Origin of the sequence: Glutamicibacter nicotianae, from assembly GCF_006539525.1 — a bacterium.
GTDB lineage: Bacteria > Actinomycetota > Actinomycetes > Actinomycetales > Micrococcaceae > Glutamicibacter > Glutamicibacter nicotianae.
On the sequence record NZ_BJNE01000001.1, the window covers coordinates 47,157 to 63,696 of the forward strand.

The 16,540-nt window shown below is 63.8% G+C and carries 16 protein-coding genes and 1 tRNA gene; 13 read left to right on the forward strand and 4 right to left on the reverse strand.

Translation table 11 applies throughout. The features are described from left to right. Positions 1 to 2: 2 nt before the first annotated feature. The 8 genes from nadD to ANI01nite_RS00240 all read left to right on the forward strand — a co-directional run bounded on the left by nadD (position 3) and on the right by ANI01nite_RS00240 (position 7,023). Positions 3 to 608: a nicotinate-nucleotide adenylyltransferase gene (nadD, locus tag ANI01nite_RS00205; RefSeq protein ID WP_073706141.1), complete on the forward strand. Its 606-nt coding sequence runs from the start codon at positions 3 to 5 to the stop codon at positions 606 to 608. 82 nt (positions 609 to 690) lie between these two features. Next, complete coding sequence (locus tag ANI01nite_RS00210) at positions 691 to 2,073, forward strand: hypothetical protein (protein ID WP_141355230.1); 1,383 nt, start codon at positions 691 to 693, stop codon at positions 2,071 to 2,073. 57 nt (positions 2,074 to 2,130) lie between these two features. Continuing rightward, positions 2,131 to 2,511 carry a ribosome silencing factor gene (gene rsfS / locus ANI01nite_RS00215; RefSeq protein ID WP_121866901.1) on the forward strand — a complete coding sequence of 127 codons (381 nt, stop codon included), beginning with the start codon at positions 2,131 to 2,133 and terminating at the stop codon, positions 2,509 to 2,511. A gap of 72 nt (positions 2,512 to 2,583) precedes the next feature. Continuing rightward, a tRNA-Ala gene (locus tag ANI01nite_RS00220) sits at positions 2,584 to 2,656 on the forward strand. Between the two features lie 108 nt (positions 2,657 to 2,764). Further along, positions 2,765 to 4,495: an HNH endonuclease signature motif containing protein gene (locus ANI01nite_RS00225; RefSeq protein WP_141355231.1), complete on the forward strand. Its 1,731-nt coding sequence runs from the start codon at positions 2,765 to 2,767 to the stop codon at positions 4,493 to 4,495. A 179-nt stretch (positions 4,496 to 4,674) separates the two neighbouring features. Continuing rightward, positions 4,675 to 5,694 carry a magnesium and cobalt transport protein CorA gene (locus tag ANI01nite_RS00230; RefSeq protein WP_255314311.1) on the forward strand — a complete coding sequence of 340 codons (1,020 nt, stop codon included), beginning with the start codon at positions 4,675 to 4,677 and terminating at the stop codon, positions 5,692 to 5,694. Between the two features lie 22 nt (positions 5,695 to 5,716). Beyond that, complete coding sequence (locus ANI01nite_RS00235; protein ID WP_174787655.1) at positions 5,717 to 6,358, forward strand: GyrI-like domain-containing protein; 642 nt, start codon at positions 5,717 to 5,719, stop codon at positions 6,356 to 6,358. Then, complete coding sequence (locus ANI01nite_RS00240) at positions 6,349 to 7,023, forward strand: DNA alkylation repair protein (protein WP_141355234.1); 675 nt, start codon at positions 6,349 to 6,351, stop codon at positions 7,021 to 7,023. The genes ANI01nite_RS00235 and ANI01nite_RS00240 overlap by 10 nt, the downstream gene beginning before the upstream one ends. A gap of 37 nt (positions 7,024 to 7,060) precedes the next feature. On the opposite strand, the gene ANI01nite_RS00245 is transcribed toward ANI01nite_RS00240, so the two are convergent. The 3 genes from ANI01nite_RS00245 to ANI01nite_RS00255 form a co-directional block, all read right to left on the reverse strand. Then, positions 7,061 to 8,437, reverse strand: coding sequence for an amino acid permease (locus tag ANI01nite_RS00245; RefSeq protein WP_141355235.1), 1,377 nt, complete (start codon positions 8,435 to 8,437; stop codon positions 7,061 to 7,063). Next, entirely contained in the window at positions 8,434 to 9,498 is a 1,065-nt protein-coding gene (gene hisC, locus ANI01nite_RS00250; RefSeq protein ID WP_141355236.1) for a histidinol-phosphate transaminase, read from the reverse strand. The genes ANI01nite_RS00245 and hisC overlap by 4 nt, the downstream gene beginning before the upstream one ends. 206 nt (positions 9,499 to 9,704) lie before the next feature. Then, on the reverse strand, positions 9,705 to 10,214 hold the full coding sequence (locus ANI01nite_RS00255; RefSeq protein ID WP_066138551.1) for an Lrp/AsnC family transcriptional regulator: 510 nt from the start codon (positions 10,212 to 10,214) through the stop codon (positions 9,705 to 9,707). A gap of 135 nt (positions 10,215 to 10,349) precedes the next feature. Between ANI01nite_RS00255 and ANI01nite_RS00260 the strand changes: the two genes are divergently transcribed. The 4 genes from ANI01nite_RS00260 to ANI01nite_RS00275 all read left to right on the forward strand — a co-directional run bounded on the left by ANI01nite_RS00260 (position 10,350) and on the right by ANI01nite_RS00275 (position 13,793). Beyond that, the gene (locus ANI01nite_RS00260) at positions 10,350 to 11,198 is read left to right on the forward strand and encodes an SDR family NAD(P)-dependent oxidoreductase (protein WP_141355237.1); all 849 of its coding nucleotides are present in this window, start codon (positions 10,350 to 10,352) and stop codon (positions 11,196 to 11,198) included. Between the two features lie 75 nt (positions 11,199 to 11,273). Continuing rightward, positions 11,274 to 12,149, forward strand: a complete 876-nt coding sequence (locus tag ANI01nite_RS00265) for a VOC family protein (RefSeq protein WP_141355238.1) — start codon at positions 11,274 to 11,276, stop codon at positions 12,147 to 12,149. A gap of 9 nt (positions 12,150 to 12,158) precedes the next feature. Further along, positions 12,159 to 13,157: an epimerase gene (locus tag ANI01nite_RS00270; RefSeq protein WP_141355239.1), complete on the forward strand. Its 999-nt coding sequence runs from the start codon at positions 12,159 to 12,161 to the stop codon at positions 13,155 to 13,157. A 9-nt stretch (positions 13,158 to 13,166) separates the two neighbouring features. Continuing rightward, positions 13,167 to 13,793 (forward strand): pentapeptide repeat-containing protein, encoded by a 627-nt coding sequence (locus ANI01nite_RS00275; protein ID WP_141355240.1) that lies wholly within the window; start codon positions 13,167 to 13,169, stop codon positions 13,791 to 13,793. Here the strand turns inward: ANI01nite_RS00275 and ANI01nite_RS00280 are convergent. Beyond that, the gene (locus ANI01nite_RS00280) at positions 13,777 to 14,697 is read right to left on the reverse strand and encodes a LysR family transcriptional regulator (protein WP_073706157.1); all 921 of its coding nucleotides are present in this window, start codon (positions 14,695 to 14,697) and stop codon (positions 13,777 to 13,779) included. The genes ANI01nite_RS00275 and ANI01nite_RS00280 overlap by 17 nt on opposite strands. A gap of 78 nt (positions 14,698 to 14,775) precedes the next feature. On the opposite strand from ANI01nite_RS00280, the gene ANI01nite_RS00285 reads away from it, so the two are divergent. Continuing rightward, positions 14,776 to 16,503 (forward strand): L-aspartate oxidase, encoded by a 1,728-nt coding sequence (locus tag ANI01nite_RS00285; protein WP_141355241.1) that lies wholly within the window; start codon positions 14,776 to 14,778, stop codon positions 16,501 to 16,503. Positions 16,504 to 16,540: the final 37 nt, after the last annotated feature.

Genomic DNA, 16,540 nt, shown 5'->3' on the forward strand with positions numbered 1-16,540 from the left:
TCTTGGCAGAGCAAAAGCCTCAAGACCGCCCATTGCGCCTCGGCGTGATGGGCGGTACTTTTGACCCCATCCACAATGGCCACTTGGTCGCCGCCAGCGAGGTAGCTGCCGAATACGACCTGGATGAGGTTGTTTTCGTACCCACCGGCCAACCATGGCAGAAGGCCGATCGCCAAGTCACCAGCGCCGAGCACCGCTACCTGATGACGGTGATCGCCACCGCGTCGAACCCGCGCTTCACCGTAAGCCGCGTCGACATCGACCGCGAAGGCGCCACCTACACGCGCGACACCTTGCTCGATCTGCGTGCCCTGCGCCCGGACGCGGAGCTGTTCTTCATTACCGGTGCCGACGCGATGAGCCAGATCATGAGCTGGCGCGACATCGACCAGGTCTTCGACCTCGCCCACTTCGTTGGCGTGAGCCGTCCTGGCTATGTCATCGCGGATCTGGGCCGCGACAACGTCTCGCAATTGGAGATTCCCGCATTGGCAATTTCCTCCACCGATTGCCGGGAACGTGTCGCCGCAGATAAGCCGGTTTGGTATCTGGTGCCGGACGGTGTGGTGCAGTACATTGCAAAATATGGGCTGTATACCGAGTCGTAACCTCACATAGGGTGGGGTAACACGGCATAATCTCTAGGTAAGGGTGACGGTATTTGTCTATGCGGTCGGGAGAAGTATCAGGATGAGCGATAACTCGCAGCCGGTTTCAAGCAGGCGAGCTCTGCGCGAAAAACGACGTGCTGAGATGGAAGCATTGCTGGCCAGCAGCAAGGCCGAACAGGAAGCCAAGGAACTCGCGTCAAAGGACGAGGACAAGGCCGAGGATTCGGCGAAGCCAGCGAAAAGCGACGCGGCCCCGCAAGCCAAGCCGGCACCCAAGGCAGAGCCTGCAAAATCGGCGCCGGCCAAGGAGCAGGCACCCAAGCCTGCCGCCAAGGAGTCCGGCGCCAAGCCGGAAGCGGTGAAGCCTGCCCCGCAGGCACCTGCCGCCAACGCCGCTCAGGCCAAGCCGCAAGCGGCGAAGCCTGCTCCGGCCAAGGCTCCCAGCGCCAAGACCGCAGCCAAGCCGGCTGGTGCACCGCAGGCCGAAGAACCTCTGGGTGAGCGCGCATCGCTGCGCCGTGCCCGCGACCGTGAGGCATTGCGCGAGCGTCGCCGTCTTGAAGAAGAAGTCGGCGCGCTGACCACCAACATTCCAACCGTTGCCCCGGCCGAGGAGCCGAAGCCGCTGACCCGCCGCCAGCTGCGCCTGCAGGCGTTGGCTGATCAGGGCAAGGCCGAGCAGGAACCCGCCGCCGCGAAGAAGCCTGCGCCAAAGGACGATGCCCCGGAGACTACCGTCATGAGCGTCGAGCAGGCGTTGGCCGCACGCCGCGCCCACGCGCCCAAGGCTCCGGTTGATCCGAACCTGCTGGGGGAGGACGACTCCGAGATCGATCTCGAGGTTCTCGCCCACCAGCGTGAAATGGCCGCTCGCGCAGCCATCATTTCCCGCCGTGCCGCGGAGCGCGAACGACTGCGCGTGCAGAACGCCAACCAGGGCAAGGATGACCAGGCTTCCGACCCGTTCACCGGAGCCATGGGCAACATCCGCGAGGTCGAGGACCGCATCGCCAAGACCGGCGTGCAGGGCCCGAAGACGCAGAGTGTCTCGCTGGACTTCACCGCAGGATCCAAGAAGGACGAAGCGGCACCAGCGGCCAAGAAGCCGATGGCCAAGCCGGCGCCCAAGCCGGCGGCGAAGGCTCCAGCGAAGCCTGCTGCCAAGGCCTCGGCTAAGCCGGCTCCCAAGCCAGCGCCCAAGGCACCAGCCAAGCCCGTTGCAAAACCGGCAGCCAAGCCAGCGCCGGAGGCGCCGGCCAAGCCCAAGACCCAGTCCGAGCAGCCGGCTGCTGACGTCGACATGCCACGCATCGACGCGGTCAACGCGCAGGGTCTGCAGCCGCTTGACGTGCAGGCCCACGGTCTTCGCCGAGCCAACAACATGCTGATCGCGATGATCGTCGCCCTCAGTGTGGGCGGTGCCGCGTTGGTCGCTGGCCTGATCATGTTGCTTGGCAACTAGTTTTCGTAGGACAATTAGGTTCTCGATCTACACCTCTATAAGGAGACACTCCACTCAATGGGAGCACACGCAGAATCAATCGCCCTCGTGAAGGTTGCCGCGCATGCGGCTTCCGAAAAGCTGGCAGAAAACATGGTCGCGCTGGATGTTGCCGACCGCCTGGGCGTCACCGACGCTTTCTTGATTGTTTCTGGTGGGTCAGAACCTCAGGTGAACGCGATCGTCGACGAAATCGTTGCCGAGGTGCTCGACAAGTACAGCATGCGCCCGATCCGCCGCGAAGGCTTCGGCCTGGGCCGCTGGGTACTGCTGGACTACGGCGACGTCGTCGTCCACGTCCAGCACCAGGAAGACCGCATCTTCTACGCGCTTGAACGCCTTTGGGCCGACTGCCCAGTCATCGAGCTGCCTGCCGAAAACCCTGAAAACCAGAAGTAGCCCTCAATTTGCATCCTGATCAGGTAGTCATCTATGATTATGGAGTTGCCTGATCAGGGCAGCAATCCTTTTGGGGGTATGGCGCAGTTGGTAGCGCGTCTGCATGGCATGCAGAAGGTCAGGGGTTCGAATCCCCTTACCTCCACAAATTAAAATCCTGCGAGTCGGCTCGGGTCGAATCGCAGGATTTTACTTTTCCACAGTCTGGCCGAGCCCGCCTTTGTGCACTCTGGATTCGGTGCAAGCTGTATCCATGACCACCGACACCGCCAAAGCACTGCAACAGCTCGCTGAAGCCTTCGAGCTCATCGGCGCAGCCACCGCTGTGCTTGGTGCGGGCAATATTCCCGCCGGTCATGCTGCCTGCTACGCCAAATTAATCGAGCGTATCGCCCAGCAAACGTCCCGAGCCCAGATTCGCGCGGCGCACGCGTTGCGCCGCACCGGGGCCCACAAGCTCGACCAGTCTTCCTTCCTGGCTATCGAAGAAGCCACCGAGCACCCGACGCTGCAGAACATCGAAGATGCAGCCGGCTGCACCATTACCGGCCGGACCCACTTCAGGAACACGCGTGGAATGATGCGCGACTGGCTGGATATCCCGCTGGGCACCGCCAGCGAACGGCTCATCCTTGCTGACTGCTTGCTTGGCGGCGTCGATGAGGCAGGACTGCCGACGCCCCCGTGGCTGCCCCAGCTTGCTACCGAGTTCAATGATCCTGCGTCAGACCCACGTCTGGTCCTTGCTGCCAGCAAGAAACTGCATTCGGCACGCAAGGACTTGGGCGAGGGGGAGGCCGGTCAGGCCAAGAAGGCGCAGCTTGAACGAGATTCCTTGACATTCATGCATGCAGAGCCCAAATCGGCCCGAAAGCATATCAGCGACTTGGTGGCGCAGGTGAAGGCCGGTAAGCGTTCGATCAAGGCACTGCTGGAAAGCATCGGAATCTTCAAAAAGGGCCTTCGCCATGGCCTCATCGAATATGTGGTGAAGGCGTTGCCTTCCCAAGCAGCCTATATCGAGGCGTTCTTCGCCTCGCTGGACAACCCGGCGACCGTGGCGGGCAACCGCGAGGGCTTGAAGGATGCCGAAGCGCAATTCACGGGAGAAGAAGCCAGCGATTGGGACGACGAGCAGTCCATGCCCGATTGGGCTCAAGATCATGCCGAAGGCACCGAAGCCGATGCCGACGAGGCAGAAGCGGACACTGAGGCGCCCGAAGCCACGGACGCAGACGATGCAACAGCTGCCGAAACCGCGAATGAGCCTGGAACTACGGAACACCAGCAGGAACCAGGCACCGAATCAGCCCCGTGGGAAGATCTGAATCCTGAACGCAGGCGGCTCATCGGTTTCATGGCCCTGCTGACGAGCGATCGAACGGCAAGCCCGCCGAACAAGCAACCGGGACTAGCCACTCCGCAGGTGAGCATCATCCTGAATTACGAGCGGATGCTGGCACGGGCATCCGATTTCGCGGTCACTTCTTCGGGAATCCAGCTATCTCCGGGCGAAGCCAGGGCAGCGCTGTGCCAAGCAGGGATCTATCCGGTGGTGCTGAACGGAAAGAGCCTGCCTCTCGACTTGGGCCGGACGCAACGCTTGTATTCCAAGGCTCAACGCAGGGCGATACGGGCAGCCTATCGGGGCTGTTCCTATCCTGGGTGCAGCATGCCCGCCGAACGGTGCGAAATCGATCATCTGGACGCCTGGGAAAAGGGCGGGCGAACGGATATCAAGAATGCGGCCTTGAGTTGCGTGATCCATCACACGGCCCGTCATTGCGGACTATTCCATGCGGTGAAGATCCCGCAAAGCAGACCCATGGTGCTGCTTTCACCCGAATTGGATTCCGAGCAGAAATTGCGAATCAATACCTATTTCATGACACCGGCAGAGGCGTTGGAAGCTGAAGCGTTGGCCGATGAGGCTACGGAACAGTGGCGTGCCGGAAAGCTGGATGCAGAAATCGTCGACCCCTAGGCTTCGGCCGCCAAGAATCGGCCGGCGAAAAGCCGGAGAACTGATCAACGCCGAAATGCGTTCGGGACTTGCCATACTTGAATGAACGAAGATCATTCAGGAGCAAAATGTCACGAGTTCAACGCCGGGCAGCGAACGCCAGAGCAGCCTATGGAACCCATCAGTCATCACATGCCTCGATGGCAGTGCGTTATATTGACGACGGCACCGTGGAATCCGCACCGGAAGGCACCAGCGCAGCCGATGCGTTGGCCTTCGGCAAGTCCGGACCCCAGAGGATCGCGTTGTCACTCTATCCCACCCCGGATGAAGCTGACATCCAAGAACTCACCGTGGCGTGGGACCTGCACCCGGTGCTCGTTGAAGACCTCGTCCACGCCCGCCAGCGGCCGAAGCTCGAACGCTACGGCGAGGTGCTGCTGCTAGTTGTGCGTTCGGCACTGTACCTGGACGAAACCGAAGAGGTGGAGTTGTCCGAGTTCCACATCCTGGTCCGCAAAGGCGCTGTAGCTGTCCTCTGCCAGGACCACCGATGGATCGATGGCACCGACGGCGAAGGGTTTGTCGAGTCAATCAGGAATGGGCGCCTGCGCAAGGACCAGTTGCTGCTCAAGGACCCGGAACTGCTCCGTCTGGGCGCTGAGGCAGTCCTGTACCGGATTCTGGATGAGATCGTCGATGGATACGTCCCGGTGCTCCACGGGCTGGGCATCGACAAGGAACAGATCGAACGCCAAGTCTTCAGCGGGGACGCTGCGGTCACCGAACGCATCTACCGATTGAGCCAAGAAGTCATCGACATGCAGCACGCGACCGCGTCGTTGCTGGAAGTGGTGCAATCGCTCGATGACGGGTTCAAGAAGTACCCAGTGCCGGACGAACTGGAAACCTACCTCCAGGATGTCACCGACCACCTCACCCGCGCGCATTCCCAAGCCGTGGAATACAGGGATGCGCTCTCGCAGATCTTGAACGTGAACTCCACCCTTGTAGCACAGCGCCAAAACGAGGACATGAAGAAGATCTCGGGTTGGGCTGCCATCCTGTTCGCGCCGACGCTGATCGCAGCCATCTACGGGATGAACTTCGATAACATGCCAGAACTTCACTGGTCATTCGGCTACCCGGTGGCAGTCTGCCTCATGCTCGGCTTTGCCGCAGCCCTGTATGGTGTATTCAAATGGCGTAAATGGTTCTAGACGGAAGGCTTCAGGCGAGACCTTGCCGGAGAAAATTGACTTCAAGAAATCGCTGGACGGATACCGGTCGAAAGCCGGGGAAATCCGTGTCCTGCAGGTGTCAGCAGCACAATACCTGATGATCGACGGAACCGGAGATCCCAACACCAGCGATGCGTACCAGCAAGCCTTGCAAACTCTGTATCCCGTCGCCTACAAGCTCAAATTCGCGAGCAAGGCTCAGGGCCGCGACTACGTCGTCCCGCCATTGGAAGGCCTCTGGTGGGCCGAGGACATGGCAGTGTTCACCGAGCGGCGGGATAAGTCGAAATGGAGCTGGACGATGATGCTCATGGCTCCTGCATGGATCACCGAGGAAGACTTCGCGTCAGCCGTGGAAGCGGCACAGGAGAAGAAGCAGCTGCCATGCCCCGAACGCATCCGCTTCGAGACGCTCCTTGAAGGCCAATGCGTGCAGACACTGCACATCGGCCCCTACGATGACGAAGCCGGAATTCTGGCCACGATGCACCACGAATTCATTCCGGCGCAGGGTTTGCGCATGACCGGAAAGCACCACGAAATCTACCTCGGCGACCCGCGCAAGGTGGCACCGGAAAAGCTTCGCACCATCCTGCGTCAGCCCGTTGAACCGCTTCAGCAGAAGGAAGACACATGGAACTGACACCGCAGAGCACTGTTGCCGACGTGCAGCAGGCCTTGGACGAACTTGAAGACCCCAAGCACCGGGCAGTCAATGAGAAGCATGGCGACGATTTTGGCGTGAACCTGGGCAAGCTCAGGGCACTGGCCAAGGCGTTGAAAAGCAACCAGGAACTTGCCAACGAGCTCTGGGCGACGGGGGACACCGCAACCCGGCTGGTCGCGCTGCTGATCGCCAAGCCACGCAGTTTTTCACTCGACCAGCTGCAGGCCTGGAGCAAGGACGCCACCACTCCCAAGGTCCAAGCCTGGTTCCTGAGCTACATCGTCAAAAAATCCAAGCTGCTCGAAGAACTCCGCGTGCAGCTCATGGACGAGTCCGACCAGGTGCAGCAGGCTGCCGCGTGGGAATTGACCGCGCACCAGGTCGTGAAGGCTCCGGAACTGCTGAATCTGGAGCAGCTGCTGGACACCATCGAATCCGAGATGCGCACCGCACCGGACCGCTTGCAATGGGCTATGAATACGACGCTGGCACAGATCGGCATCGAGCATGAGCGGCTGCGCCCGCGCGCGCTGGCGATCGGCGAGTCGCTGCAGGTGCTGGCGGATTATCCGACGTCTGCCGGGTGCATTTCCCCCTTCGCGCCAATTTGGATCACCGAAATGGCAAAGAGAAAAGCCTAGGCCCAGCAATTGCTGGACCTAGGCTTCACGGAGATTTTCAGGCGTCCACCGAATCCCCGCTCTCATCGCGCAACGCGATCTTGGAGATCACCCAGATCGCGGCGGTCAGCCCGCCAGTGAGCAGCAGCTGGGTGCGTGCGGCTGGATCGGTCATCGCAATGACGACAATCGCTGCCAAGAGGACGATCGTCGCGATCGACAAGCCCGGGAAACCCCACAGGCGCAACGGCAGGTGCGCACCGTCGCGGTCCGCACGACGACGCAGGATCAGCTGCGTGACGGCAATGAACGCCCAGATGACGATGATGGTCGAACCGACCACGTTCAACAGGATCGGCATGACCGCATCCGGCCAGATCCAGTTCAGGCCCACAGCCAGGAACGAGAACGATACCGAGCTGATGACGGACTTCGCCGGCACGCCCTTGCCGGTCACATGGGTGACGGCGCGCGGGGCGAGCTTGCGCTGGCCCAGGGAGTACAGCATGCGCGAGGAACCATAGATGTTCGCGTTCATCGCCGAAAGCAGCGCGACCACGACCACGGCGTTCATCATGAAGCCCACGCCCGGAATGTGCATGACATCCAGCGCGGCGGCAAATGGCCCTTCGGCGACGGCCGGGTTATTCCATGGCACCAGGGCGACAATCACCAGGATCGAACCGAGGTAGAAGAACAGGATGCGCAGCATCACCGACTTGACCACGCGCTTGATGTTGCCAGCCGGGTCCTTGGACTCGGCGGCCGCGATCGAGACAACTTCGGTGCCGCCGAATGAGAAGATGACGATCAGCACGGCCGCGGCAATCCCTGCCATGCCGCCGGGGGCGAAGCCTCCGTGGGCGGCCAGGTTGGCAAAGCCCACCGGTTCAGGGGTGGGAATCACGCCCGCCAGTACCAGTGCGCCGAAGGCCAGGAAGGCGATGATCGCCGCCACCTTGATCACGGCAAACCAGTATTCGAAACGGCCGTAGTTGCGCACGCCGAGCAGATTCGCCCCGGTGAGGATCACCACGAAGCTGAGCACCCATGCCCACTGCGGGAATGCGGGCACCCACCCGGCGGTAATGGCGGCGGCCCCGGTCGCTTCTGCGGCGATCACCACGACCAGCTGGACCCAGTACAGCCAGCCCAGCGTGGAGCCGGCGCTGCGGCCCATGGCCTGGCCGGCGAAGGTCGAGAACGCACCCGAGGAGGGGTTCGCGGCAACCATTTCGGCAAGCATCGCCATGATCACGATGATCACGGTGCCGGCGATCAGGTAGGAGACCAGCACCGCCGGTCCGGCAATGGAGATCGCCTGGCCGGACCCGACGAACAGGCCAGCGCCGATCGCGCCACCCAGGCCCATCATGGAGATCTGGCGCTGGGTTAGCCCGGCATGCAGCTGCTCGGGGGCTTTGACTGCGCTCACGCGGTGGCCTCCTGCACCGCTGGCAGGGCGGCGAGCACGCGGTCGACATCTTCCGCGGTGCCCGAAGAGATCCGCAACCCGTCACCGGGGAAGGCACGAACCACCACGCCGCCGGCTGCCAGTTTGGCTTCAAGTTCCACGGTCGCCTCGCCGGCGTCCACCCAGACGAAATTCGCCTGCGACTTCACGACCGGGTATCCGGCAGCGGCCAGGCCCTCGTGCATGCGTTCGCGCTGGGCGACGACTTCCTCGATGCGCACCGACAATTCGTCGATGGCGGCCAGCGAGGCCACCGCCGCGCGCTGGGCCAGGTCGGTGACGCCGAACGGCACGGCGACCTTGCGCAGGTTCGCAGCGACGTCCAGCGGACTGATCGCGTATCCCACGCGCAAGCCGGCCAGCCCGTAGGCCTTGGAGAAGGTGTGCAGCACCGCCACATGCGGGTACTTGCGGAACAGCTCGATCCCGTCGGCCCGCACGGCCGAACGGTCGAAATGCACGTAGGCTTCGTCGACGACGACCAGCACGTTGCGCGGCACGGCGTTGATGAAGGCGTCCAGGGCCTCGGCCTGCACCACGGTGCCGGTCGGGTTGTTCGGGTTGCAGATGAAGATCAGCCGGGTCTTCTCGGTGATGGCGTCCAGCATGGCTGGAAGATCGTGTCGGCATTCGGCATCCAGCGGCACCTCGACGGGGGTGGCCCCGGCGATGCGCACCAGCGAGGGGTAGGCCTCGAAGGAGCGCCACGCGTACATGACCTCGTCGCCTTCGGCGGCCACTGCATGGATGATCTGGGCCGCGACCTCGACCGATCCGGCACCCAGGGTGATGTGCTCGGCCGGGATGCCGAACTGCGCGCTGAGCGCGCCGGTCAGTTCGGGTGCCGCAATGCTCGGGTAGCGGTGGATGTTGGCCAGGCCGTCCTGGATGCTGTCCAGCACCGATGGCAACGGCGCATGCGGCGACTCGTTGGATGAAAGTTTCGAGGCTCCAGCGGCTGCGGGCTTGCCTTGCTTGTAAGCGGGCACATCCTGCAAGGAGGGGCGCTGGTGAAGGGTCATGAGGTTCCTCTCTGACTGCCAGAGCTGCACGAGGCCGGCAATCGTTCGTATGGCAAAGCCGTGGTGCGTGGTCAGCGGTGGCCCTGCTCATATCCTCGCGTGTCGCGATTCACAAGCATCGACTGTAGGTTGATTGAATCTGCCGGCGCAATCGCGACCCCTGTTCCTATGCAGGCTGCATAGCGTTCTCCGCCAAGTAACCCATTTTACTGGTCAATCTGCCCACTCTTTTCCACATCGGCCTCGCTCCTAGCGCACGCTGCGACCAGTGGCAGGGTTCTCCCCTGGAAATGCTCGTGCAGGGCGAAAGACGATGAGGTCCTTGCCACACCTGGCACCTTGTTGATCCGGTTGAAGATTTCCTGCAGGTCCTCGGGGGTCCGGGCCACGACGCGCAACTGCAAATCCGAGCTGCCGGTCACGGTGTACATGTCGACGATCTCCGGGATGGATTCCTCCAGCGCGGTCGCCACCGGGTCATGCCCATAGCGCTGGATGATCTCCACCTGGCAGAACGCGACCAGCGTGTAGCCGAACCCGGCAGGCTTGATCCGCGGGATGATGCCCTGGATGACGCCGGCCTCGTGGAGCCGGGCCAGCCGGCTGCTGATCGTGCCGCGGGCAACACCCAGGCGCCGGGCGCACTCCATCACCGGCAGCATCGGCGATTCGGTGAGCAGTTCGATCAAATCCGCGTCCAAGCGGTCAATGCGCACGGTCGTCCTTTCGACAAGTCGGTCCAATGCTCCAAGGCTAGCGGTGAATGCTGGGCGCACTCGATGAAAATAGCCCAATTGTTAGCCGCGACACAGGCTAGGCTGATGCCATACGGATCCTGAAGGAGTACAGATATGGGCAAGACGCCTCTTGAATCGGTAGCCGGTTTGCATGTCTTGATCACCGGGGCGGCGCAGGGGATGGGCTTGCTCTTCGCAAAGCAGGCCTGCCGCGAAGGCGCGGCGCGCGTGGTCATCTGGGATATCGACACGGCAAGGCTCGACGCGGCCGCAGAAGAATTGCGCCGGCTCGGCGGCACTGTCGAGGCGTACGTGGTGGACCTTGCCGACCCGGCCCAGATCCACCACTACGCAGCCGAAGCGGTTGAGAGCGGGGGAATCGACGTGCTGGTCAACAACGCCGGGGTGGTAACCGGCACGTCCTTCGCGAAACACCGCACCGCGCAGATCACCGCGACCATGCAGGTCAACGCACTGGCCCCGATGTACTTGACCCACGCCCTGCTTCCGCAGCTGGGGCGGCGAGGCAAGGGCCGGGTGTTGACCATGGCGTCGGCGGCCGCATTGGTGTCCAACCCGAACATGAGCGTCTACGCCGCTTCCAAGGCCGCGGCTCTGTCCTTCAGCGATTCGCTGCGCCTCGAACTGGAGGACAACGAGCAGATCGCGGTGAGCACGATTTGCCCGACCTATATCAGCACCGGCATGTTCGCCGGCGCCAAGTCGATGCTGCTGACCCCGATCCTGGAACCGGAAGCGGTGGTGGACCGCGCGTGGCGGGCGATGCTTGCGGGCACCCCGCTGGTGCTGATGCCGTGGACCAGCAAGCTGGGCCAGCTGCTGCGCGGCGTGCTGCCCCGTCCGGCCTGGGATTTCGTGGCCGGCAAGGTCATCGGCGTCTACCACTCGATGGACGAGTTCACCGGGAGAACACCGCGGGACGCGCAGGTGAATCGGGGCTGAAAATTCACTGTTCCACCTGTTGCCAGCGGGCCTGAAAGGGTAGTTTGGGAGCATCGCCCAGCTAGGAGGTTCGTCATGCAAAATCTCGTTGTCAATCTATGGATGCAAGGCAATGGCGAGGAGGCGGGGGAGTTCTATGCCCGCTCCTTGCCTGAGGCAACTACCGAAGTTGAATCGCGCTACCCGAGCGAGGGACTGCTGGAATTCCAGCAGCCCCTTGCCGGCAAGCCGCTGACAGTGTCCTTGTGGGTGCGCGGAACGAAAATCACGCTGATCAACGCGGGCCAGGAATTCAAGCCCAATCCCTCCATCTCGATCATCCTGGTCTTCAGCACCGGCCAGCGCGAGTCGCTCGACGCCACCTGGTCCGCGCTGATGGAAGGCGGCACCGCGCTGATGCCGCTGGATGCCTACCCGTTCAGCACACGCTACGGCTGGGTGAACGACAAATACGGCGTTTCCTGGCAGCTGATGGAAACCAGCGAACCGGTCGAGCCCCGTGCGTCGGTGATTCCCTCGCTGATGTTCGGCGGTGCCGCCCAAAACCGGGCGGCCGAGGCCATTGAGTTCTACGGGCAGGTGCTCGGCGCGAAGCTGGACAGCGCCTACCCGTACGGGGAGCCGACAGAATCCGCCACCGCCGAAGCGCTGATGTACGCCCAATTCACCCTGGGCGAGGATTGCGTGGCGGCCATGGACTCGGGGGTGCCTCAGGATTTCACCTTCACCCCCGGCGTCTCGCTGGAATGGCACTGCGATGGGCAGGCCGAGATCGACCGCGTCTGGGATGCGATGTCGGCGGTGCCCGAAGCCGAGGCCTGCGGCTGGCTCACCGACAAATTCGGGGTGAGCTGGCAGATCGTCCCGTCGAACATGGGCGAGTTGATGGAGCGGCCCGGCGCTTTCGAGAATATGCTGAAGATGAAGAAACTGGTGATCAACGACTTCTAGCGGGGAACAATGGGCGGCGCTGCACGGCGGGCGGTAGTGGCAGGAGCCAGCGGGTTCATCGGCGTGCGGCTGATAGCGCAGCTGCGCGAGGGCGGATACGAAGTGGCGGTGATCGGCCGCGGCGAGAAGTCCGATGCCCAGTGGGGCGATGGCCCGGGGCTGGAGGCACTGGTCGACGGCGCGGATCTGCTGGTGAACCTGGCCGGGAAGAATGTCGGCTGCCGCTATCACGATGCGGCCCGAAACGAGATCCTCGCTTCGCGGGTGGACACGACCCGTGCGCTGCACGAAGCGGTTAGCCGGGCCGCGAATCCGCCGCAGCTGTGGCTGAATGCGTCAACCGCGACCATATACCGGCACAGCATGGATGCGCCGAACACCGAGGCCGACGGCCGGATCGGCGAAGGCTTCTCGGTGGATGTCGCGCGCAACTGGGAACGCGAGTTCTTCCGCGGCCAGCTGCCCACGCGCCGGGTGGCCCTGCGCATGGCGATCGTGCTCGGCGATGGCCCAGCCACGCGCAAGCTGCTGGCCATTGCGCGGCTGTGGCTTGGCGGGGCGCAGCACGATGGCTGGTGGCCTGCGCATCGGCGGTACCGCGGCATCGGGGAAGACCCGAGCGGATCCGAACGCAGCGGCTGGCATCGCACGCGCGGGAACCAGCGCTTCAGCTGGATCCACGTGGATGATGCGCTCGGCGCGATCAGGCATATCATCGAGCACCCCGAAATCTCCGGGCCGGTCAATCTCAGCTCGCCGTACCCGGTAGCCAATCGGGAACTGATGGCCTCGCTGCGCCGCGCCGCAGGCAGGAAATTCGGGTTGCCCGCGTATCGTTGGATGCTGGAACCGGCCATGTTCGTGCTGCGCGTGGAACCCGAAATGCTGCTGAAGTCCCGTTGGGTGCTGCCCGGGGTGCTGCAGGACAGCGGCTACGAATTCCGCTGGCCGCACCTGGACGTGGCACTGGAAGACGTCGCCGGGAATCTGGCCGGAAAACAACTTTAAGGACGCGCATTGGCACCGAGGATCCGCCGCTTCACCCTGCCCGAGCTGGCTCGCGGCTACCGCGGAGACCTGGGAGACGACTACATTGAACTGCTGCACTTCCGGGATTTCGATGCACCGCTGGCGGCCGATGGCGCGCGGCTGGAGGAATGCCGGTTCAGTTCCGTGCAGATCGAGTCCGTGCGCAACGCCCGGCTGATCCAGTGCGAGCTCGAGCAGGCCGGGGCACCGGCGCTGCAGGCTGCCGGGGTGTTCCTCAACGACGTGCGGGTCAACCACAGCCGCTTCGGCTCCGCGGATTTCGCTGAGGCACAGCTTGATGGCGTGGTGTTCGAGAACTGCAAATTCGGCTGGCTGAACCTGCGCGGCGCCACGGTGCGGGACGTGCTCTTCCGCAATTGCCAGTTCGAGGAGATCGATCTGGGCGGACGGATCCAGCGCCTGGGCTTCGCCGATTCGCGGGCAGGGCAGATCAACTGCCATGGTGCGCAACTGCGCGAGGTGGATTTGCAGGGGCTGGATTTTGCTGATGTGGAAGGTGTCGATGGGTTGCGCGGCGCGCAGATCAGCTCGCTGCAGCTGGGCCTGCTGGGCGAGGCGATGGCCAGCCACCTGGGGATCAAGCTAGGTAGCTGATTTGCCCGTGCCTGGCCGCCAGCTGCGCGGCCGTTTCGGACAGCAGGTGCTGCATGGCCGCGGCCGCGCGGGTCAATGAGACATCGCGCCGGTGCGCCAGTCCGATGGTGCGGGCCAGCGGTTCGCGCAGGGCAATGGAGCGCACGCCTGGGGCGTCCAGCGCCACCGTCGCCGGAACCACGGCGACGCCGAGCCCGCGCTGCACGAAGCGCAGCACCGCGTCCATTTCCCCGCCCTCCACGACGATATTCGGCACCAGGCCGGCCAACTTGTAGGCCGCAGCGGTGCTGGCGCGCAGGTCGTAGCTGTGCGCGAAGGCCAGCTGCGGCACTGGCGCCAACGCGCGCAGGTCGAGTTCGCTGCCGGCCAGATGCGGGTGCTCCAGCGAGTCGATGACCACCAATTGTTCTTCCAGCAGCGGCAGGTTCTCCAGATGGCTGCCGTTCACCGCGTGCTCCGAGGTCACGATGAGCGCCAGATCCAGCGCGCCGCCGTCGAGCTGCTCCAGCAGCTTGTGTGATCCTGCTTCGAACATTTGCAGCTGCACCCCGGGGTAGCGGGTGCGGAAGATCGACAGCGCTTCGGCCACCAGCGATACGCACAGTGACGGAGGCGCGCCCAGGCGAACCCGGCCGCGGCGCAGCCCTGCCAGATCAGCCATTTCGGTGCGGATGGATTCCTCGTCGGCCAGCATCCGGCGTGCACGGGGCAGCAAGGCCTGTCCGGCGGCGGTGAGCGTGATGTTGCCGCGGGCGCGGTGGAACAGCTCGGAGCCCAGCTCCTGCTCCAGCGTGGCGATCTGCCGGCTCAGTGAGGGCTGGGTCAGATGCAGCTGCTCAGCGGCACGGGTGAAGTGCCCCACATCGGCGATGGCGGTGAAGCCGCGCAATTGCTCTAGATTCATGATGCATAGCCTACTGCTATGGACATCATGCCAATAATTCATTGGACGTATTCTTGGGGTGGGTCGATGCTGGAAAACATGAGAAATGAACAGCAGATATCCACTTCCGTACTGGTCATCGGCACCGGCGGTTCCGGCTTGCGCGCGGCCATCGAGCTGGCCGAGGCGGGCACCGATGTGCTGGCCGTGGGCAAGCGCCCGCGCCACGATGCGCACACCGCGCTGGCCGCCGGCGGCATCAACGCGGCGCTGGGCACGATGGACGCCGAGGACAGCTGGCAGCAACATGCGGCGGACACCATCAAGGAGAGCTACTTCCTGGCCGATCCGCGCACCGTGCAGGTGGTCGCCGAGGGCGCGGCCCGCGGCATCGAGGACCTGGAACGCTACGGCATGAACTTCGCCCGCGAAACCGACGGCCGCATCTCGCAGCGCTTCTTCGGCGCCCACACCTTCCGCCGCACCGCCTTCGCCGGGGACTACACCGGGCTGGAAATCCAGCGCACCCTCATCAAACGGGCCGCGCAGCTGCAGGTCCCGATCCTCGACACCGTCTACATCACCGAACTGCTCACCGCCGAAGGCCGGATTTTCGGCGCCTACGGCTTCGACGTCAATGATGGCACCGGCTACCTCATCCACGCCGACGCGGTCATCCTGGCCGCCGGCGGGCACAACCGCATCTGGCGCCGCAGCAGCTCGCGCCGCGACGAGAACACCGGCGACTCGTTCCGCCTGGCCGTCCAGGCCGGCGCCCGATTGCGTGACCCGGAACTGGTGCAGTTCCACCCCTCGGGCATCATCGAACCGGAAAGCGACGCCGGAACCCTGGTCTCCGAGGCCGCGCGCGGCGAAGGTGGTATCCTCACCAATGCGCTGGGCGAACGCTTCATGGCCCGCTATGATGCGAAGCGCATGGAGCTGTCCACCCGCGACCGCGTCGCACTGGCCGCCTACACCGAAATCCGCGAGGGCCGCGGCACCGAAAACGGCGGAGTCTGGCTGGACGTGTCGCACCTGGACCGCGAGGTCATCATGAAGCGGCTGCCGCGGGTCTACCAGACCATGATGGAACTGCAGATGCTGGACATCACCGAACAGAAGATGGAGATTGCCCCGACCGCGCACTACTCCATGGGCGGGGTGTGGGTGGATCCGCTGACGCATGCCACCGAGGTTCCCGGGCTCTACGCCATCGGCGAGGCTTCCTCCGGGCTGCACGGGGCCAACCGGCTGGGCGGCAACTCGCTGATCGAACTGCTGGTCTTCGGGCGCATCGTGGGGCAGCACGCGGCGCAGTATTCCGCCTCGCTGGCCGCCCAGCCGCGCTCGGCCCAGGCCGTCGCCGACGCCCGCGCCCGCGTCGCCGAGCTGCTCGGATCCCGGGGCCAGGAAAACGTGCGCAGCCTGCAGCGCGCCATCCGTGACCTGATGACTGAGCATGCCGGGGTGGTGCGTGATGAAGCGGGATTGCTGGCAGGCCTGGCGAAGCTGGAGAGAATCGAGCAGCGCATGGAGAACGTGGGAATCCACCCGGACATCGCCGGCTACCAGGACCTGGCGCACGCCTTCGACCTGAAGTCCTCGGCGTTGGCCGCCCGCGCCACGCTGGAAGCGGCGCTCGAACGCCGCGAAACCCGCGGCTGCCACAACCGCAGCGACTACCCGGCCATGGACCCGGCCCTGCAGGTGAACCTGGTCTGGTCGCCGAGCACCGGGATCACCCGCGAAGCGATTCCCGAGATCCCGGAGCAGATCGCGGAACTGATCACCGAAGTCTCCCAGGAGGGCAAGCTGGTCGAGTAACGATTTCACCCGAATTTGCCAGCCGGGCATCGGTACC